A 20,255-nucleotide genomic window follows, 5' to 3' on the forward strand; every position below is an offset into this window, starting at 1 on the left:
ATCGATCATTTATCACAAAGCCGGTGTCACGCCGTTTGCACCATCCCGGTCAGCCAGCCCTGCACAAGGCAGCGACATCTGGAAAGGCACGGCAGTAAAAGTTGTGCTGCCGCGGAGCAAGCGGGCGATACCGGCAATTTCGGATCGTCTTGGCCGTCCTGGCGATAAAAACCAATCGCCAACAGCGGGTTTATAGGGGTTTTTAACTTCAATTAGAAGCACTGTGTTTGAATTCGGTTCTGCGAATTCGCCTTCACCCTGCCCCGGATTTGCATGATCGCCCCTTCCTGATGGCAACAACATGCCCCGAACAAGAGCAAGTTGCTGTCACCGCGCGATTTTTTATATGAGATCATCCGCATTATTGCCGGTTGAAAGCTTTTCAACCCGACCAAAAAAACATAGGCTTTGATCACGGGGCAGTTAGGCAGGATCAGGCAAGGGTGCAACAAAGAAAATGTTTCTGACATCCATCGAGCCGTCATTGTCCCGACGCGGGTTAAGCAAACTGCGAAAGCGTCTGGCTGCGCTCACGATGACCGGCATGGTGATCCTGCTTTTTTCCTTCTTGTTTATCCAGAAAACACTATACGACAGCGCGATTGATCAGGCGCGGGCGCAAATGATGGCCATCACCTATCATCTGAGTGCCGTGCTGATGCAAAACAGCACAATCGACCTGCAACGCGTCATTGATGAAAATCCCGATCTTTCCGTTGGCGTTCTCGATACTGATCGCCATCAGATCAACGGCACTATCCCGCCCCATTTTGTTGATGATCTTTTTGACGAAATAGACAAACAAAAAGCCTATCGCGGCAGTTTGCTGTGCATGCATGGCAATACCGTGATGCTGATGGCCTACAGTGTTTTGCCGCAGCTTGACCGTATCGTTGTGACCTATATTCCGCGGCACATTTTATTGGGCAACTGGCGCGAAGCCATCATGCTTCACGCCTCGTTGTTTCTGATCGTGCTGGTTATTATGGCGGGCCTTTCTGTTTGGCTGTGGCAGCGCCTGAAACGACAGCATTTGCGCGCCGCCGACCTGGCCGAGCATTTCAACGATTCAGAAAACACGCTGTCTGATTGCGGCTGTGCGATTTTAAGCTGGTCGTCAAAGAACCCGTCGGGAATTCTTACATCTCGTCTGAACTGGCCGGAAATACTCGGCCTTGAATTTGGCGATGTCAAACCAACCGCCGATGCATTTCTGTCACGTCTTGGCGCGGCATCGCGGGCACAGCTACGAAGTCCGCTGATTGACAACGAGTGGCAAGATAATCGTATCGGCACAATGGTCGATATACTGACATCAGCTGGTCAAACCCAGCGCTTTTATCTGATGGCTCAACGCCGCCAGGAAGAAGACAGTGAAACCATTACCGTCCTTTTGCTGGAAATCGCCCCGCAGCAGGAACTTTGTCACCCGTTCGAAACCTATCTGCATCATACGCCAGAACCTGCAATCGCAGTCGACATGGAAGGCATTCTGCAAGGCCTCAGCCCCGCATTGGCCGAACTTGTTGGAAAGGCGGTCTATGATCTGATCGGAAAGCCGGTCGAATTTCTTTTCCTGCCAGAAGACCGGGAAACTATCCGCACAAGTTTCATAAACCGGCAAAGTGGCGATACACAGGAAAGAGAACTGGTTTTACGTATTTCCGATCAGCGCGGCGAAACCCGATGGCTGGCGTGGCACGCCATTGGTCCGTTCGAGGGCATGACATTCAGCAGCGCACGCGACGTGACCCAGTTTGTCGAAAATGCAAACAAGCTGCGCGATACCCTTGATCAGCTCAAGCGGACCAATGAAGACCTTGAACAATTTGCCTATGTCGCGTCCCACGACCTGCAACAGCCATTACGCATGGTCGCAAGCTATACCCAGCTTTTGAAACGCCGTTATGGCGGATCACTTGATCAGGAAGCAGACGAATATATCGACTATGCGGTCGATGGCGCAAAGCGCATGCATAAACTGATCAGCCATTTGCTGGAATATGCCAAAACCGGCAGCAACGATGATGAAATGGCGGAACTCGACTGCAATCAGGTGCTTAACGAAGCGCAAGCCGACCTCAAGGCCATTATTGTTCAGGAACAGGCAACCATTACCCATAATGATCTGCCCGTGATCAACGGTGATCGGATCAGTTTGTCACGTCTATTCCAGAACCTGTTGTCGAATGCGATCAAATATCGTCGCCCAGGCGTCCCACCTCACATCGATATTCATGCCATGCGAGATCCCGACATGCCCGGATTCTGGCGTATTTCGGTTCGCGATAATGGAATTGGCATTCATCCGGAACATGCACATCGTATTTTCCGCCTGTTCCAGCGTTTGCACAAAGATGAGTTCAGCGGAACCGGGCTTGGGCTTTCACTATGTCGGAAAATTGCAGAACAGCATGGCGGTCGGATATGGCTTGATACGACCCGCCCCCTGACCGATCCCGGGGCAACATTTGTCTTCACTCTGCGCGGGAAGCCATAAAAGCCCCCAAGTCCAAGGGTGGCAAGCATCTTGCTTTGAAACAGACAGCACAAAGCGGGTCGGTAAAACCTGCCCGCTTGATGACCATCGGCCACGACGGAGCATGGTATGACTAGCACCCGTTTATATACGGCACTTTCATTGACTGGTTTGTTGCTTCTGGCGGCATGTGGCTCGGACATGCGAACCATGCCAAACAGCCACATGCAATCGCTGGCCAGCCTGTTTGCCGAGCGCGATGTTCATGCCCCTATGCCGCGTGGATGGCGGCAATTGAATGGTAAGGAAATCAACTACCGTTTCGCAAACGAAACTTACGCTGTTTACTCAGTTGACGAGGATGAAGAACTGCTGGTCATGCATCTGTCCGATAACGGAACCGGTCGGCTTGAAGCGGATGACGACTGGGAAAGCTGCACATGGAACAGCATGATCGATCAACTTAACATCGAATGCGATGACACCGATATGGAATGGCGGATTTACACCAATGGTCCGGACATCGTGGCCGTCGACCTTGATGAAGAAGAATTTGCCGTCTTGCGTAAACGACCAGGTGGATAGCTTCCTTGCGCCTTCGCGCACATTCCCACATTCGGACAACAAAAAACGGGCCGCCAGACAGGCGACCCGTTTTTATTATGCTTGTCGGGGAAAACCCTAGGCGCGCAAAGAACCGCCTGTTGCCTTTTCGACAGCAGCGACAACCTTTTTACAAACCCCGTCGATTTCTTCTTCGGTCAGGGTTGCCTTGGTCGGCTGCAAGGTGATCGAGAAAGCAATTGATTTCTTGCCATCCTCGATACCTTTGCCGGCATAAAGATCGAAGATCGTGACATCCGAAATCAGGTTACGGTCCACATTCCGTGCTGCCTTGACAATGGCTTCGGACTGAACATCCGCATCCAGAAGGAAGGCAAAATCACGTTCGACCGACTGGAAGCTTGATGCATTCAGTAACGGGCGGCCGGGGCCTTTTTTCTTTGGCATCGGAACGTTTTCAACGAACAGCTCGAACGCAACGACGCGCCCTTTGACACCCAAAGCTTTCAATACTTTCGGGTGCAGTTCACCGAAATAGCCAAGGATGTTTTTCGGCCCCAGCTGCAAGGCGGCTGATCGGCCCGGGTGATACCACGACGGGGCACCATCAGCATTCACCTGCACGTTGGCTGCGGCAGTACCAAGGGCTTCCAGCAATGCCTCGGCATCCGCCTTGACATCAAACAGGTCAATATCGCGACGGGACCCTGTCCAGCTGCGCGGAGTAGTCGATCCCGACCGCAAACCGGCCGCAACCAGACGCTGATCCCCCGGCTGATCGCCAAAGAATTCCGGACCAGCTTCAAACAGTGCCAGATCAGCAAAGCCGCGCGACTGATTGCGACCGACTGCGGCAATCAGGTTGATCAGCACATTGGGCCGCATCACATCAAGATCGGAACTGATCGGATTGGCAAGGAACAGCCCCGGTTTCAAATCCGCAAACAGTTTTGCCCAACGCGAGTCCGTGAACGACCACGTGACGGTTTCAAACATGCCGCGCGAAGCCAGTGTCCGACGGGTCAGACCGACCCGCTTCTGGAACGGGCTAAGGGCCGGAACCGGCAGGCTGGTTTCACGTTCCAGCGGCACCGTCGGTATTTTATCGTATCCGACAATGCGCAGCACTTCCTCGACCAGATCGGCTTCGCCAACGATATCCGGACGCCATGTTGGTGCAACAGCCGTAATAACGGGCGCATTTCCGGTAACTTCGAAGCCAAGCGACTTCAGAATTGCAATCGCCTGATCGGCGTCAACGTCGACACCCCCCAGTTCCCGGATGCGATCAATGCGAAGATCAAAGCTGTTCCTGGGCGCAGGAACGTCACCGGCCTTGACCACGTGCGAAACTTCGCCACCACAAAGTTCCGTGATCAGACGGGTGGCAACTTCCATGCCCCAGACAATTGATTGCGGATCAACGCCGCGCTCGAACCGGTAACGGGCATCGGAATTGATCTGCAGTTTGCGACCGGTTTTTGCAACACTGATCGGATCGAACAGGGCACATTCGACAAACACATTGACCGTGTCTTCGACACAACCGGTTTCTTCACCGCCGATAATACCACCGATGCCAAGTGCCTTTGCCTGATCGGCAATCACGACCATGCTCTCGGACAGCTCGTATTCCCTGTTATCAAGTGCCGCAAGCTTTTCGCCATTGATCGCATAGCGCACATTGATGTCACCCGACAGTTTATCGGCATCAAATACATGCAATGGACGGGCAAGGTCATGGGTCACAAGGTTTGTGATATCGACAAGAGCCGAAATCGGACGCAAACCGATGGCTTCAAGACGGGCTTTCAGCCATGCCGGGCTTTCGCCGTTTTTAACACCGCGAATGTAGCGACCATAAAATGCCGGGGCTGCGGCATTTTTTGCAATATCTGCTGAAATCGTGACACCCACCGGGCTATCGAACGATCCGGCAACCGCTTCCTGACGTGGATCTGCCTTTAGCGCCCCAAGACCGGCAGCGGCAAGATCACGTGCGATCCCGCGCACACCGGTACAATCGGGACGGTTCGGGGTCAGGCCGATTTCAATGATCGGATCGTCCGCACCAAGAACCGTTGCAACCTGTGCGCCGATTTCGGCATCTTCCGGCAGTTCGATGATGCCGTCGTGATCTTCACCCAGGCAAAGTTCGCGGGTCGAACACATCATGCCCTGGCTTTCGACGCCCCGGATTTTACCCGGTTTCAGTTTCGAACCGTCAATCGGGATGATCGCGCCCGGCTGTGCCAGTGCAACCTTGATCCCGGTTCGGGCGTTCGGTGCACCGCAAACGACCTGAATGATTTTATCACCGGTATTCACCCGGCACAGTTTCAGGCGGTCGGCATCCGGGTGCTGACCCGCTTCTTCGATATAGGCGACACGGATATCCCGAAGCGCTGCGGCTCGGTCGGTGACGCTTTCGATTTCAAGCCCGACATCGGTCAGTTTTTCGGCGATAACATCAATCGACGCATCGGTATCGAGGTGCTGCTTCAGCCAATCGAGTGTGAATTTCATGATCTTAGCCTCTCACCATGTTCGGTACATCCAGCGGCACGAAACCGTAATGTTTCAGCCAGCGCAGATCGGTATCGAAGAAGGTGCGAAGATCGGGAATGCCGTATTTCAGCATCGCGATACGTTCGATCCCCATGCCAAAGGCAAAGCCCTGATATTCATTCGGATCAAGCCCACAAGCCGCCAGAACGCGCGGATGAACCATGCCGCAGCCCAGAATCTCCAGCCAGTCGTCGCCTTCACCAATCTTGAGCTCCCCGCCCTTGCGCGAACAGCCAATGTCCATTTCGGCACTCGGCTCGGTAAAGGGGAAGAAGCTCGGACGGTAGCGAACCGGAACTTCGTCCAGCTCAAAATAGGTTTTAACAAACTCCAGCAGGCACCCTTTCAGATGGCCCATATGGGTTTTCTTGTCGATCACCAGTCCTTCGACCTGATGGAACATCGGCGTATGGGTCATATCGCTATCGGAACGATATGTCCGCCCCGGCGCGATGATCCGGATTGGCGGGGTTTTGCTCTGCATGGTTCTGATCTGCACCGGCGAGGTATGGGTGCGCAGCACAAGGCGCGACCCGTCTTCCTGCTCGGGCAGATAGAAGGTGTCCTGCATCTCGCGCGCCGGGTGTTCCGGCGGGATGTTCAGGGCGGTAAAGTTATGGAAATCGTCTTCGACATCCGGACCTTCGGCAAGCGCAAAGCCCATCTCGCCAAAGATCGAGATGATTTCGTCCATCGTCTGGCTGATCGGATGAATCCGGCCTGCAGTCTCGTCCATGCGCGAAGGCAGGGTTACATCGATCCGTTCGCCAACCAGGCGTGCATTCAAGGCCGCGTCTTCCAGGCCGGATTTGCGGGTCTCGATCGCCTCGGCAACCTGATCCTTGACCGTGTTCAGCGTTTGACCGAATTCACGGCGCTGATCCGGATCCATCTGGCCAAGGTTTTTCATCAGGCCGGTAATGCGGCCCTTTTTGCCAAGAGCACTGATACGAACATCTTCAAGAGCCTGCAAGTCGGCTGCTTTTTCGATTTCGGCCAGAACCTCTTCGCGCAATGCTTCGATGTTTTCCATAACTTCCGATGCTTTGCTTAAAGTGAATTGGGATAAACAAAAGAAAGGGGACGGCCAATATGGCCGCCCCCGATCAAATCAGGCAAGTGCCGATTAAACCTTTTTGCAAAAGGTTTATTAGCCGAGTGCAGCCTGCGCCTGGGTAACCAGAGCTTTGAAAGCATCGGGTTCGCGCACGGCGATGTCGGCAAGCACTTTGCGGTCCAGTTCAACGCCAGCCTTCTTGAGGCCGTTCATGAACTGCGAGTAGCTCAGACCGTTTTCACGAGCACCGGCGTTGATACGCTGAATCCACAAGCTGCGGAACTGGCGTTTCTTAACGCGACGGTCGCGATATGCATATTGCAGACCTTTTTCAACGGCCTGCACAGCAGTGCGGTAAGCATTCTTGCGGCGACCACGATAACCTTTGGCAGCCTTGATAACCTTGCGGTGACGGGCGTGAGAAGACACGCCCCCTTTTACACGAGCCATTTAACTCTCCTTAGCCTTAACCGTACGGCAGGAATTTTTTGACGATGCGGGCATCTGCGTCACAGAGAATCTCCGTGCCACGTGCCTGGCGCTTCATCTTGGTGGGTTTCGCAGTCAACAGGTGACGCTTGTTAGCGACATTGCGACGAACTTTACCCTTTGCGGTCAGGCTAAAGCGTTTTTTAGCGCTCGCTTTGGTCTTCATCTTGGGCATTTTTCTATCCTTGCATAAGCAATGAAACACGAAATTCCCCACGGCGGCTGGGCATGCCCTGAAAGATCAATGATCTTTCCAGCCTCACCACCTGTTTTGGGGACGGGTGGTTATAGACTCCACCCCTTCCTTTTTCAAGGACCTTTTCGCCCCTGTTACCCGCGATTTTCCCCGCTTCACCACATCGCGTAAAAGATCAGACTGAAACGGTCACAACAACACACCGTTGGCAGAGATCCTCGCATATCTGCGTGATCCGAAATCGTATTGTGAAAGTCAGGGAAAAAGTCGGACGATCAGGATGCACTCATACCTGGCGACAGATCGATGTCAGCCCGGCAGAAATATGTTAAACTGCTGTTTTAATTGTGTGAACCCGACCGATCCACTTCTCGATTCGGCTCAGCAGTTTTTCGCGATTGATCGGCTTTAAGACGAAGTCATTTCCACCCGCGGCAACACCGCCACGCAAATCTTCTTCGCCCTGACGGGCCGTGACATAGATGATTGCACAGGCACGATCAGGGAAACCCGTGCGAACCCGAAGCGAAGTTTCAAAGCCATTCATGCCGGGCATCATGATATCCATCAGAATGATGCGCGGCTTTTTTGTCTTCAGGACTTCCAGAAGTTCCTTGCCAGAGGAAACGCCAACAAAACTGTATCCGCCACTTTCGACGATTCGTTTCAGAAGCACGAGACTTTTAGGGTCGTCATCGACCCCGACGATCAGAAGATCATTCCCGGCTGCCATGGCATTCCCTCTTGCTTGGAAAGGCAAAACGCCGCGGGTTAACGCGGCGCCAGCACCATAATCATTATGCGGCCTTCCATCTTCGGCATCTGTTCGGTTTTGGCAAGATCTTCAAGATCCCCCGAAAAACGCTGCAGCATGCCAAGACCAAGGTCCTGGTGAGCCATTTCACGTCCACGGAAACGCAAAGTGACTTTCACCTTATCTCCACCGCCAAGAAACTTCTGCGCTGCACGTAGCTTCACATTGTAGTCATGGATATCAATGTTCGGACGGAGCTTGATTTCCTTGACTTCAATAACCTTCTGTTTCTTTTTGGCTTCGTTCTGTTTCTTGCTTTGTTCGTATTTGAACTTGCCGTAGTCGATCAGCTTACAGACGGGAGGCTCGGCATTCGGAGCGACTTCGACAAGGTCGAGTCCAGCTTCCATCGCCATTTCAATGCCTTCACGAACCGTCATTGGATCAGACATATTGCCTTCAGCGTCAACGACACAGATGGCACGGGCTTTGATATCCTCATTGACGCGCGGACCTTCCTTGGTCGGCTGCATCGGTTTACGTGGTCGTGCTATGGATAATCTCCTTTGGTAATCAAACAAAAAAGCACAGAAACAAGTCGCTGGTGATGCAATAAGTCGCCGGAAAGCACATCCGGTCATGCGTACTGCAAAACGGACCTTTGCCTAGCATATCGGGCCGTCATCAGAAAGCAATGATTTTAGCCTTGGGCAACGGTATTCAAAGCCTTGAAGTCCTTCGCATTCAATGACGCACGACCGACATGGCAGAAACGGCGATATTAATCGACAAGATCAAGGCGATGACGAACCTCATCCATCACCCGGTTAACCGTCAATTCCCTCAGGTCATTCTCTCGCACGATGCTGACGGCGTTGTCCGTTGTCCCGCGCGGCGCACTTTTTTTGGGGTCGGAGTCCCGCGAAAACAGCACAATAGACGGCGCCCCGGCCGCTGCTGCAATGTGCATTGGCCCCGTATCATTGCCAATCGCCAAAACAGAGCGTGCCGCAAGTCCCGCAATATCAAGAAACCCTGTACGTCCCATCAGGTTTCGCGCCTTGGGGCACATACTATCGATTTTGCCAAGAACCTCGGCTTCCTTATCAGTTCCGATCAGCACCGGCGTCAGACGATAGTCGGCAATCTTTTTTGCCAGCAAACCGAACCGCTCGGCAGGCCACCGCTTGTCAGGACGATGCGGGGCACCGCCAGGACAAATAAGAACAAAAGGACTTCGAACCCCAAAACGTTCCAGATCAATATCCGATCCGGCAATAAACGGCGGTGGCACATTTTCGATCCCGGAGCGATGCAGCTGATCCGCCAAACGGTCAATGGTATGCAGACTGTCACGATCCGGGTTGTCATGCGGATGCGAGCAGCCCTTGGCAATTCCGGACCACTCCGGTGCTTTCCCCGGCCAAAACAGCCGATAGTAAAACCCGCTGCGATCCGAAGTTTGCAGATCATAGACCCGATCAAAGTTGCCATTTCGCAGGAAGCGGCGCAGCGCAAGAACCTCACGCACCTGATAAAGCTTTGGCCGCCGGTCTATTGCAATGGCGTCAAAATAACCCGTTGATTTTATCAGGTCGACATAAAGCCGTGTTGTCAGAACCGTGATATGAGCACGCGGATGCGCGGATCGAATCGCGGCAAATGCCCCCATGGCAAGAATAATGTCCCCCAAGGCAGACAGCTTGATGACAAGAATGCGTTCCTGCCTGGCATCCGGCATCACACCCGCGACAATTTCAGCATCTTGCGACATGTCCGAAGTCATCGTTTCTGTCATGCAGCGTTCCTGATCGCGCCTTTCAGCGCCTTTTCATAAACCGCCAGAGTTTTTTCCGCCATTTGGGTCAGGGAATAGTTTTCGATAACGTGCTTTCGCCCCTTTTGCGCCAAAGCGGCACGCTTTTCCGGGGTCAACCGCAACACTTGTGTCAATGCCACAGACAATTGCTCAACTTCATTCGGCGTAACAAGCCATCCGGTTTCACCGGGCAAGACCGTCTCCATGGCACCGCCATGGGCCGTCGAAACAACCGGGCGCCCCATTGCCTGCGCTTCGGATGGAATTCGGCCGAAGGCTTCGGGCTCGATTGACGGACACGCAACCACATCCGCCAGCATGTAGGCCGCTGGCATATCGGCACAATGATCAACGATATGCACAATATCTTCGAGGCCAAGCTTCCTGGTCAAAGCCAGCACTTCATCGCGATAAGCCGTGCGTCCCTGATCGGAACCGACCATCAGACAACGCACGTTCCGATGGCCAAGTGCTTCAAACACTGCCGGTAAAGCCTTGATCAGGAAACAATGCCCTTTCCAGCGCGTGATCCGTCCCGGCAACATGATGACATATTCTTCACCGGTCAAACGCCACTGGTTTGACAATGCAATCAGGCGTTCCTGACTGACATTTTCCGGATTGAACAAATCGGTATTGGTACCGCGCGGCACGATATTCAGGCGCGCAGGATCCATTTTATAAAATTTGCGAATATGGTCCGCGATATGATTGGAAATGGCGATGACCTGATCACCCATTGTCATGATCGCGTTATAACGCTTTTTGAACAGGTTGTTATGACCGGAATAAGTGCCATGGAATGTCGTAACAAACGGAATCCCCGCCTTGCGCGCAGCAAAATAGGCACTCCAGGCCGGCGCGCGCGAACGCGCATGAATAATATCAACGCCCTCTGCACGGATAAGATCAACCAGCGCATCAACATTGCGGCGCATGGTAAACAGATTTTTTGACTTCAGTGGCAGGGTAATATGACGGGCACCAAACCGGTCCAGCTCCCGCTCAAGCCGACCGCCCTGAGAAGCGACCAGCGCAACACCACCACCATCAACAATGGCACGCGCAATATCAACCGTACCGCGCTCCACACCACCGGTATCAAGTTCCGGCAGAACTTGCAGAATTACGGCCGGACGATAAGCCGAACCTTGCACCTGCTGTTCCGGACGATAAACTGACTGGGTCTTGATCTCTGACGCGCTCATGCAATTCCAACCACTAACACCCAAGGATACCCTTCCCGGATGACAAATGACATGCCGACGCCTCAGTATCTCGAGCGGCCTGACGGATTAAAAATCGCATACCATGCGACTCCCGGCAAGCTGACAGAAGTACAAGGCCGACAAAAGCCTGGTGTTCTGTTTCTGGGGGGCTTCATGTCCGATATGACCGGCACCAAGGCCACCCATCTCGAGGCCCATTGCGTACAGCAGGGGCTGGCTTATACCCGCTTTGACTATTCGGGTCACGGACAATCGGCAGGCGCATTCAAAGACGGGACGATTGGACAGTGGGCCCGCGATGCCATTGCCATTATTGACGAAATCACCTCAGGTCCGCTTATTCTGGTCGGATCATCAATGGGGGGCTGGATCATGCTGTTGGCGGCACTGGCCCGGAAAGAACGCATCGCCGGACTTGTTGGCATTGCGGCGGCCCCCGACTTCACCGAAGACCTTATGTGGGCGCAATTCAGTGATGCCCAGAAATCTGAAATCACCAAGAACGGAGCCCTGATCGAGCCGACCGAGTATGGCGACGATCCCTATACGATTACGCAGGCTCTGATAGAGGATGGCAGAAATCAGCTACTTTTGCGAAATCCGATCAAACTTGAATGCCCGGTTCGCCTTATCCAAGGCATGCAGGATCCGGATGTCCCGTGGCAGACCGCCATTCGTCTGACGGAAGCACTGGTTTCCAAGGATGTCCGCATAGATCTGATCAAAACCGGTGATCATCGCCTGTCCGAACCGGATCAGCTTGATGTCATCACCAAACATCTTGATGAGCTTATCGAAAAGGTGACGGTCGCCTAAGACCGTCACCATGACGCAGAATTTCAGGCCAGAACGACTTTCTCGTTCTCAATCTTTACGGCAACGGGTTCCAGCATATCGCCGTCACAAGGACCCGATACGCATAGGCCATCTTCGATCCTGAAACGTGCGCCATGCGTCGAGCAGATGATTTCGTTGTGAATATCACTGATGAATTCATCGGACTCAAGTTCAAGCGGCACACCAATATGGGGGCAACTGTTGACGTAACCGAAAACCCCTGCGTCGTCCCGCACGATGAAAATCCCGGCCCGGCCAGAATTTCCGTCAAGCGATATGCCTTTGGCCCCGGTCGCATCCAGATCAGAAAGCGCACATAACACTGTTCCGGAGGGCGGCAGATCAACTGTCATGCCGAAACACCACCCATCTCGCAAATCGCTGTCCAGGATGCATCATCTATCGGCATGACCGACAAACGGGATTGTCTGAGCAACGGCAATTCGGCAAATCGCGGATCAGCTTTGATATCGGCCAGTGTCACCGGATTTGGCACCGGTTTGACGGTTTTGAAATCAACCTGAACAAATTTGCCGGTGGCGTCAGTTGGATCGGGATAGGCTTCGCGGACCACCTCGACAATGCCGACAATCCGTTTTTCATTCACCGAATGATAAAAGAAAGCCAGATCACCGATCTGCATGATCTTGAGGTTTTTTGCCGCCTGATGGTTGCGAACCCCATCCCATCCCTCGACACCTTTCCTGACCTGATCGTCCCACGACCAGCTTCCCGGCTCGGTTTTGATCAGCCAGTATGCCATGGATCAGAATACCTTTTTGAAGGGACGGATAATCACGGATTCAAACAGACCTGCCTTGCCGTATGGATCGTTGGCGGCAAATTCTTCGGCTTCGGCCTGGGTGTCAAATTCGATAATGAAGACCGAGCCATTCATGCCCTCAAGATCGGGATCAAGTGTGGGGCCTGCTGCAACGATCCTGTCGGCAAAACCGTCCTTGATATAGGCAAGATGCGCATTACGATTGGCTTTGCGCACAGCAAGATGCCCCGGTTTGTCGACACAGCGAATGTAAAAATGCATGGCAGCGTTTCCTGTCAAAATTGGTTTTGATACCGGTAAATTGACAGAACCTGCTCAAAGGCTCAAGCCGAACAAAAGCTGATAGCGTGGATGTGACCAGATTATTTTCCGGTTTCAAGCTCATCGCGAAACGGGCGCTGCAACAATGCATTGATCGTGCTGCGCAGGTCCGCATCATGGTTGGCGACCTGATCCACAGCACTGCAGATTGGCATTTCAATACCGTATTTCGACGCAACAGCTGTAATTGACGCGGCTGTATGAACACCTTCGGTCACCGAACGTCGTGCGGCCAAAATGGCATCAGCCTTCTGCCCCTGCCCAAGGGCAAACCCGAAGGTGTAATTGCGCGACAACGTGCCGGTACATGTCAGCGTCAGATCGCCAAGTCCCGCCAGCCCCATCATGGTTTCAATCCGCCCCCCCATCGCCACCGCCAATCGCGACATTTCGGCAAGTCCACGGGTAATCAGGGCTGCGCGCGCATTATCGCCAAGCTCAAGCCCCGCGACAACGCCGCTTGCGATTGCCAGAACGTTTTTGATAGCCCCCGCAACTTCAACACCCACGACATCGGTACTGAAATAGGGCCGAAATGCCGACGTCCCGATCAGTTCCACCAGATCCTTGCCCAAATTCCTGTCTGAACAGGCAAGTGTAATCGCCGCGGGCAGCCCTTTGGCAACTTCCTGGGCAAATGTCGGGCCAGACAGAACCGCAACCGGAACATCACCAAGCGTTTCGTTCACGACCTGCGCCATAAGCGCACCGGTCCCTTTTTCGATCCCTTTGGCGCAAATAACGGCAGGAAGCGTTTCGGGCCAATGCGGGGCAAGCTTGATCAAAGTGCTTCGAAGATGCTGTGCCGGTGTAACCAGAAGAACCGCGTCTGACTCTCTCAATCCATCAATCGCAATTGTCGCTCTTAATGCTTTCGGAAGCTTCACCCCAGGTAGATAAAGGTCATTTTCACCAGAATTGTCGATGCGTTCCGCCAGCGCACTATCACGCAGTACAAGCTCAACATCAGCACCAGCCCGTACAGCCTGAATAGCCAGCGCAGTACCCCATGCGCCGCCGCCGACTACCGTTATGCGCTTATCCGACATAGTTCTTCTCGACCCCGATGATAAATATTCGAACAGTTTGGCGTTTGGAGAAACTCAGGCCTTCACTCCCGCACCCGGACGCTTTGGTGCCTCTGGGTCAAGCGGCCAGCGCGGTCGCGGCTTGAAATCCAGTTCGTCATGCTGACCGAGGCGAAAACGTTCCAACCCTGCCCAGGCAATCATGGCGGCATTATCAGTACAAAGCTCCAACGGTGGCGCAACAAGCGTCATGCCAGCCTGATCGGTCAGTTCCGTCAAACGGGTCCGCAAATATTTGTTTGCCGCAACCCCACCGGCAAGCACCAAAGTCTTGCCCGTCGGATAATCGCGCATGAATTCGAAAATTGCATTTCGTGTGCGATCAATGAGCGTATCACCCACTGCCCGCTGGAACGAAGCCGCCAGATCAGCTTTGACTTCGGCAGTTTGCTGTTCGACAGGAAACCCGTCGAGATAGATGCGGACCGCAGTCTTCAAACCCGAAAACGAAAAATCACACCCGGGACGCCCGCGTAACGGTCGGGGCAGACCAAACCTGTCCGGGTTCCCGGCCTCCGCCGTTTTTTCAAGCGCAGGCCCCCCCGGGTAACCAAGCCCCATCATTTTCGCGGTTTTGTCGAATGCTTCACCCACCGCGTCATCGATGGTCGTCCCGATCCGCTTGTATTGGCCAACACCTTCAACGATCAGGACCTGGCAATGACCGCCGGAAACCAGCAACAGCAGGTAAGGAAATGCAACATCATCCGTAAGGCGCACCGTAAGCGCATGACCTTCAAGGTGATTGACCGCCAGAAACGGCTTCTGAGCTGCAAAGGCAATCGCCTTCGCGGTCATGGCCCCCACCATAACGCCACCAATCAGACCGGGGCCACCTGTGCAGGCCACGGCATCAAGATCGGCAAAATCAACACCCGCATCATCCATCGCTTCGGCGACAAGACGGTCAAGATGTTCAAGATGCGCGCGTGCCGCAATTTCCGGAACAACACCACCATAAGGACGATGATCGTCAAGCTGCGAAAGCACCCTGTTGGACATAACCTCGCGCTTGTCATTCACGACAGCTGCCGCCGTTTCATCACAACTGGTTTCGATACCCAATACGATCATTTCTTGCAAATCCGGCAATAAGTCGCGTCAGATTGACGCATCCTGTGTGGGAAAATTCTGGCAGTGATGTAGCCTAAACAGCACCCGTTTTCCACCCCAAGGCAATGCATTTGCCCTATGCAGGAAAAGCGTCAGAGAAAAAACACTACCACATAAGTCAATGAAACAGGGACATTCATCATTATAATCCGATCCGGTTTGGGTAAGGTGGCATACGCTACCGCCCTTGTTTTCAATCGGTTTTATGACTACAACTCGGGCTCATGACAAACACATCTGATACCGTAAAACTCCGCATCGGCACACGTGGCTCTCCCCTGGCGATGGCTCAGGCGCATGAAGTCCGCGACAAGCTTGCGAAAGCGCATCCCGAACTCGCCGCCGAAGGCGCGATTGCCATTACCGTTATTACAACGACGGGCGACAAGATTCTTGATCGCGCATTGTCGGAAATCGGTGGCAAGGGGTTATTCACCAAGGAAATTGATGATGCCCTGATGGGTGGCGAGATTGATCTTGCTGTTCACAGTATGAAAGATGTGCCGACGGTGCTGCCAGATGGCATGATTTTGCCAACGATCTTGCCGCGCGAAGACGTGCGCGATGCGTTTATTTCTCTGAAATACAAAAGCTTTGCCGAAATGCCTGCGGGATCGGTGATCGGCTCGGCATCGTTACGCCGCCAAGCAATGATCCTTAATAAATATCCCGATCTCAAGGTTGTGACATTCCGTGGCAATGTCCAAACCCGCCTTCGCAAGCTTGAAGAGGGTCAGGTGGATGCCACGCTTCTGGCAATGGCAGGTTTGAACCGGCTAAACCGTCCAGAAGTTGCAACTGCTGCAATTTCCGAGGACGACATGCTCCCCGCTGTTGCCCAAGGGGCAATCGGTATTACTATTCGCGAAACTGACAACCAGACGCACAACTGGCTTTCTGCTTTGAACTGCCCGGCATCGGCCATCCGCGTCGCGGCTGAACGCGCGGCGTTACGTGCGCTCGACGGTTCATGTCGCACCCCTATTGCTGCTCTTGCCGAATATCTCCCGGATGGCAGAATGCGTTTACGGGTCAGCATTGTGCGCCCGGATGGCAGCGAACGACTGGATACTGAACGAATGATTTATGATCCGGACCTGGCAAATGCCGCAGCCGCCGGAACCGATGCCGGTAACGAGCTCAAAGAGCGTGGCGGGTCAGACTTTATCTCGGCCTAGTCGGGTTAATGGCGCGATCTGGAATATCAGCGGGGAGAATATGGGACCATTGATCCTCAATACCCGACCGGAAGCCGATTCGCAGGAACTCGAAACCACGCTTCTGCAACGTGGTTATCGCCTGCTTTCGGCGCCGATGTTGCGGATCGAGTTTCCCCAAAACCCGGATCAGCTTGATCTTGCTGATGTGCAGGCATTGATATTTACCTCTGCCAATGGTGTGCGTGCCTTTACCCGGCAATGTGATGACCGGCGTTATCCGGCTTTGTGCGTAGGTGATGCCACTGCGCGCACCGCACAACAGGCCGGTTTCACCGATATACGAAGTGCTAACGGTGACATTCACGATTTGGCACGCCTGATCAAAGATCAGATTGATCCGACAAACGGGGCGTTATTCCATCCTGCGGCCCGCAAGGTCGCCGGAGATCTGGGATCACTTTTGCGAGACGGAAACTTCGATATCCGAAGGCAAACCATGTATGATGCCGTTCCGTCCGATTGTCTTCCAAATGAGGTCGTCAGCGCGATTTCTGCCCATCATATTGATGCAGTTTTATTTTTCTCTCCCCGTACGGCGGAAAGCTTTGTTAAGCTGATTGAAAGACACAAGCTGCAAAAAGATCTGGTCGGTACACGTGCAATTTGTCTGAGTTCGGCAGTGCAAGATCGCCTAAGCGTCCTTACATGGCTAAAGACAGAAGTGGCAAAACACCCGACACAGGAATACCTTCTTTCGGCACTAGAGAACGCATTCGCCTGACTTTTCCGCGCCAAGTGGTGTCTCGGAACAACCGCAAACTGCAATGGTCCGACCGTGAAAAAACCAGAAACGCCAAAAACCCACGCTTCCACAGACCCAGCCGAGACAAAATCCGGCTCGTCCGAAACCATTTCCATTGATAGCAAGGGCAATGCAAATGTTGCCAAAGAACCTGCTGATCAAAAGCCGGGAACGACGTCGGGTGGGTCAGAAGGTGCGAAACCTTCATCCACGTCAAACGCTACCTCAAAGTCAGACAGCCAGAAGTCCGGCTCCAAAACGGCAGATGCAAAACCTGAAATCAAACCGGGTATGAGCCAAAAGACTGCTTCCGACAAGCAAGCCACTGACAAGACAGACAAAACCGTGCAAAAAAAGCGTGGTGGTCGCGCAATCCTGTTGTTTGTGATCATTATTGCCGGTGCTTTGGTCACCGGATGGCTGACACGTACCCTTTGGTGGCGTGACGCGGAACCCGTCCTGAGCCAGTATGTGCCTGCTGAAATCCTGGCGGAGATCACACCGGCAGAAGTGGCGGATAACCAATCGTCAGGAACTGGTAGCGAGCCGACAACCGATAGTGCCACACCATCCACATCTGCCAATGATGCACCCGGAACTTCATCAAGCATAACGCCTGGTGCGCCGGAACGTGACGATGCAATGATCGGCAATGAAGACAACCTGTCTGAGCCGACAGACAATGCTTTTGCCCGCAATGAAAAAGCACCATCAGAAGGTGATGAAACAGTCGTCGTCGATACGGCATTGACCGAACGCCTGTCACGTCTCGAAGGTACGATCAACGCCTTGCGTGAACGCCTTGACAGTGAACGCGGCGATTCGCTGAACTCCACAGTTGCACGCCGGATGGCAGAAATTGAAACCCGCACCGCACCGATTGAAGAACTGGCACGGGTCGAAGCCGAACTTTCTGGTGTTGCAGCAGAAATGCGCGATCTGTCAGCACGTCTGTCAACCATGGAAGAAGAAGTGCGGGCAACTGCCGGTCTTCGGGTTGAAAGCCGTGGCCAGGCCATTGCCATGGCCGTTACGATCCTGCGCGATGCCGTGCAGCGCGGCGGATCGTTTATGATCGCGCTTAATCAGCTGGAACGCAGCGGCTCGGACGATCCCGTCATTGCAGAACAGATATCAGCCCTGAAACCGCTTGCGGATCGTGGCGCGCCCACCATCGAAAAGCTGCGCCAGTCATTTCCGGCAATGGCACAGAAAGCCGTACAGGCATCAAGTGACGACCATTCCGGTAGTGTTCTTGACGCGACCTGGGCCAATATCAAAAAACTGATCCCGGTTCGGCGTATTGATGTTGTCGGCGAAGAATCGCTCGATGGACGTTTGGTGACCGCAGAAACAGCGCTTGAAAGTGATGATCTTGATGGTGCCATTGCCGCCCTTGATGGTATCGAAGGTGACAATGCCAGGGCCGCCGTCAACGAGTGGCTTGAAGACGCCAAAAGCCGTCAGGTGTTGAACGGTGCCATCGCAACGCTCAGTGCACATGCGATCAATCTTCTGACCGGTGATGGGTCTGCAAATACGGGGGACAGCCAATGATCCGTCTTGGCCTGTTCATTCTGATAACTGCAATTCTGGTCACCTGCACGGTCTGGTTTGCCAATAATCCCGGTACAATGACCATCGTCTGGCTCGGCTACAGGTTTGATGGCTCTATTGGCATGGTCGCCCTTGGCCTTCTTGTTCTGACCGGGGTTCTGGTCATCCTTTGGCGCTGTTGGTCCGCCATTGCCAATTCTCCCAATTGGCTTGGCCGTATTCTGGGCAGTCGCCGTCGCAAAAAAGGTCAGCAGGCCCTTACCATGGGATTGCTGGAACTTGCATCTGGTGATGTTCGACAAGCATTGAAGCATACCCGTGCGGTCGACCGGTATCTTGAAGACGATACCCTGACCCGCCTGTTAACAGCCCAAGCCGCCGAACTTGACGGAAACAACGAGGCTGCCAAACGTCAATTTGAAGCAATGCTTGAAAAGCCTGATTCAGCATTTTTCGGGTTGCGCGGTTTACTGCAGTTATCGCTGAAGTCCGATAACCGGTCGGAGGCACTCGATTATGCGGAACGGGCCCACCGCCTGCGTCCGCGCAATCCGTCCGTGCTTGTAACGTTATTTGATTTGTTACTGGGTGCAAAACGCTGGGACCGGGCCCTGACCCTGCTGGTGGATGCCCAAAAGGCAGATATCTTTAACGAAGATGAACTGACACGTCGCCGTGCACTTCTGATTACAGCCAAAGCCGAAGACGCAATAACGGATGGTGAAAATGCCGAAGCCATCAAACTTTTGCGCAAAGCTTTGAACGCGCGCCCGGACTTTACCGGCGCGGCCGTTCTTCTGGCTAGGCTTTATGCCGACATTGATCAGCCTGCGAAAGCGCGCGACGTTGCCCAGCAAAGCTGGCAGACATCACCATCCGCGGCCTTGGGTCAAATCTATCTGGACAGTCTTTCCGAAGACGCCTTGGCAAAAGTCAAAGCTGTCGAAAAGCTGATTGCCGCCAATCCGGAACATGTAGAAAGCCAGCTTTTGCTTGCCGAAGCCGCACTTTCTGCCGATTTGTGGGGCATGGCACGCAGCAACCTGGAAAAGGCCATCGCCCAAAAGGCGCAGTCACGTCACTACCGTCTTCTGGCTGATCTGGAATTCCGTGAAAAGAAAGATGCCGCAAAAGCACGTGAGCTGCTGGTAAAGGCAAGTCACGCCAATCCCGACCCCGGCTGGCGGTGCGGCGCATGTGGTACGGAAACAGATAAATGGGCGGTAACCTGCCCGTCCTGTCATTCCTTTGGCAGCATTGACTGGCGCGCACCGATGCGCGTTCATAATGATCAGCCCGCATCCGATCCGGCAACGCCAAAACAGCCCGCCGCCATAAAGCGGGATGGGGCAATGATCGAAAACTCCGATCCGATTGATAAAACTGTGAACAGCAGCGCAAAAGGGGAACATCCAGCAACGGCTGTTTGACCCTGATA

The 20,255-nt window shown here is 53.7% G+C and carries 20 protein-coding genes; 7 read left to right on the forward strand and 13 right to left on the reverse strand.

The genetic code is table 11. From position 1 onward, the window contains the following. Positions 1–457: 457 nt before the first annotated feature. Positions 458–2,500 (forward strand): sensor histidine kinase, encoded by a 2,043-nt coding sequence (locus tag ABIE64_RS05660; protein ID WP_354376868.1) that lies wholly within the window; start codon positions 458–460, stop codon positions 2,498–2,500. A gap of 108 nt (positions 2,501–2,608) precedes the next feature. Then, on the forward strand, positions 2,609–3,064 hold the full coding sequence (locus ABIE64_RS05665; protein ID WP_063092451.1) for a hypothetical protein: 456 nt from the start codon (positions 2,609–2,611) through the stop codon (positions 3,062–3,064). A gap of 96 nt (positions 3,065–3,160) precedes the next feature. Here the strand turns inward: ABIE64_RS05665 and pheT are convergent, their stop codons facing one another. The 8 genes from pheT to ABIE64_RS05705 form a co-directional block, all read right to left on the reverse strand. After that, positions 3,161–5,569: a phenylalanine--tRNA ligase subunit beta gene (gene pheT / locus ABIE64_RS05670; protein WP_063092450.1), complete on the reverse strand. Its 2,409-nt coding sequence runs from the start codon at positions 5,567–5,569 to the stop codon at positions 3,161–3,163. A 4-nt stretch (positions 5,570–5,573) separates the two neighbouring features. Then, complete coding sequence (gene pheS, locus ABIE64_RS05675; RefSeq protein ID WP_063092449.1) at positions 5,574–6,644, reverse strand: phenylalanine--tRNA ligase subunit alpha; 1,071 nt, start codon at positions 6,642–6,644, stop codon at positions 5,574–5,576. 117 nt (positions 6,645–6,761) lie between these two features. After that, positions 6,762–7,118 carry a 50S ribosomal protein L20 gene (gene rplT, locus ABIE64_RS05680; protein ID WP_007088700.1) on the reverse strand — a complete coding sequence of 119 codons (357 nt, stop codon included), beginning with the start codon at positions 7,116–7,118 and terminating at the stop codon, positions 6,762–6,764. A 16-nt stretch (positions 7,119–7,134) separates the two neighbouring features. Continuing rightward, entirely contained in the window at positions 7,135–7,332 is a 198-nt protein-coding gene (rpmI, locus tag ABIE64_RS05685; protein WP_007088699.1) for a 50S ribosomal protein L35, read from the reverse strand. A 349-nt stretch (positions 7,333–7,681) separates the two neighbouring features. Further along, a complete protein-coding gene (locus ABIE64_RS05690) occupies positions 7,682–8,086 on the reverse strand; it encodes a response regulator (protein WP_007088698.1) in 405 nt (134 codons plus the stop codon). 38 nt (positions 8,087–8,124) lie between these two features. Next, the gene (gene infC / locus ABIE64_RS05695; protein WP_007088697.1) at positions 8,125–8,640 is read right to left on the reverse strand and encodes a translation initiation factor IF-3; all 516 of its coding nucleotides are present in this window, start codon (positions 8,638–8,640) and stop codon (positions 8,125–8,127) included. Positions 8,641–8,888: 248 nt separating this feature from the next. After that, positions 8,889–9,905, reverse strand: a complete 1,017-nt coding sequence (locus tag ABIE64_RS05700; RefSeq protein WP_007088696.1) for a glycosyltransferase family 9 protein — start codon at positions 9,903–9,905, stop codon at positions 8,889–8,891. Beyond that, positions 9,902–11,134: a glycosyltransferase family 4 protein gene (locus tag ABIE64_RS05705; protein WP_114094720.1), complete on the reverse strand. Its 1,233-nt coding sequence runs from the start codon at positions 11,132–11,134 to the stop codon at positions 9,902–9,904. The genes ABIE64_RS05700 and ABIE64_RS05705 overlap by 4 nt, the downstream gene beginning before the upstream one ends. 174 nt (positions 11,135–11,308) lie before the next feature. Here ABIE64_RS05705 and ABIE64_RS05710 point away from each other — a divergent pair, with 174 nt between their 5' ends. After that, complete coding sequence (locus tag ABIE64_RS05710; protein WP_063092447.1) at positions 11,309–11,971, forward strand: alpha/beta hydrolase; 663 nt, start codon at positions 11,309–11,311, stop codon at positions 11,969–11,971. 23 nt (positions 11,972–11,994) lie between these two features. Here the strand turns inward: ABIE64_RS05710 and ABIE64_RS05715 are convergent, their stop codons facing one another. The 5 genes from ABIE64_RS05715 to tsaD all read right to left on the reverse strand — a co-directional run bounded on the left by ABIE64_RS05715 (position 11,995) and on the right by tsaD (position 15,259). After that, positions 11,995–12,345: a Rieske (2Fe-2S) protein gene (locus ABIE64_RS05715; protein WP_063092446.1), complete on the reverse strand. Its 351-nt coding sequence runs from the start codon at positions 12,343–12,345 to the stop codon at positions 11,995–11,997. Beyond that, positions 12,342–12,755, reverse strand: a complete 414-nt coding sequence (locus ABIE64_RS05720; RefSeq protein ID WP_063092445.1) for an EVE domain-containing protein — start codon at positions 12,753–12,755, stop codon at positions 12,342–12,344. The genes ABIE64_RS05715 and ABIE64_RS05720 overlap by 4 nt, the downstream gene beginning before the upstream one ends. A gap of 3 nt (positions 12,756–12,758) precedes the next feature. Next, positions 12,759–13,037 carry a YciI family protein gene (locus tag ABIE64_RS05725; protein WP_063092444.1) on the reverse strand — a complete coding sequence of 93 codons (279 nt, stop codon included), beginning with the start codon at positions 13,035–13,037 and terminating at the stop codon, positions 12,759–12,761. A 101-nt stretch (positions 13,038–13,138) separates the two neighbouring features. Then, the gene (locus ABIE64_RS05730) at positions 13,139–14,146 is read right to left on the reverse strand and encodes an NAD(P)H-dependent glycerol-3-phosphate dehydrogenase (RefSeq protein ID WP_063092443.1); all 1,008 of its coding nucleotides are present in this window, start codon (positions 14,144–14,146) and stop codon (positions 13,139–13,141) included. A gap of 54 nt (positions 14,147–14,200) precedes the next feature. After that, the gene (gene tsaD / locus ABIE64_RS05735) at positions 14,201–15,259 is read right to left on the reverse strand and encodes a tRNA (adenosine(37)-N6)-threonylcarbamoyltransferase complex transferase subunit TsaD (RefSeq protein WP_007088689.1); all 1,059 of its coding nucleotides are present in this window, start codon (positions 15,257–15,259) and stop codon (positions 14,201–14,203) included. Between the two features lie 263 nt (positions 15,260–15,522). On the opposite strand from tsaD, the gene hemC reads away from it, so the two are divergent. The 4 genes from hemC to ABIE64_RS05755 are packed head-to-tail and all read left to right on the forward strand — an operon-like array spanning position 15,523 to position 20,247. Next, entirely contained in the window at positions 15,523–16,476 is a 954-nt protein-coding gene (gene hemC / locus ABIE64_RS05740) for a hydroxymethylbilane synthase (protein WP_063092442.1), read from the forward strand. A gap of 40 nt (positions 16,477–16,516) precedes the next feature. Further along, complete coding sequence (locus tag ABIE64_RS05745) at positions 16,517–17,239, forward strand: uroporphyrinogen-III synthase (RefSeq protein WP_063092441.1); 723 nt, start codon at positions 16,517–16,519, stop codon at positions 17,237–17,239. 54 nt (positions 17,240–17,293) lie between these two features. Continuing rightward, positions 17,294–18,817 (forward strand): COG4223 family protein, encoded by a 1,524-nt coding sequence (locus tag ABIE64_RS05750; RefSeq protein WP_063092440.1) that lies wholly within the window; start codon positions 17,294–17,296, stop codon positions 18,815–18,817. Beyond that, a complete protein-coding gene (locus ABIE64_RS05755) occupies positions 18,814–20,247 on the forward strand; it encodes a heme biosynthesis protein HemY (RefSeq protein ID WP_063092439.1) in 1,434 nt (477 codons plus the stop codon). Before ABIE64_RS05750 ends, ABIE64_RS05755 begins: the two co-directional genes overlap by 4 nt. The last annotated feature ends 8 nt before the right edge of the window (positions 20,248–20,255 follow it).

It is taken from the genome of Thalassospira sp. MBR-102 (assembly GCF_040549275.1).
GTDB lineage: Bacteria > Pseudomonadota > Alphaproteobacteria > Rhodospirillales > Thalassospiraceae > Thalassospira > Thalassospira xiamenensis.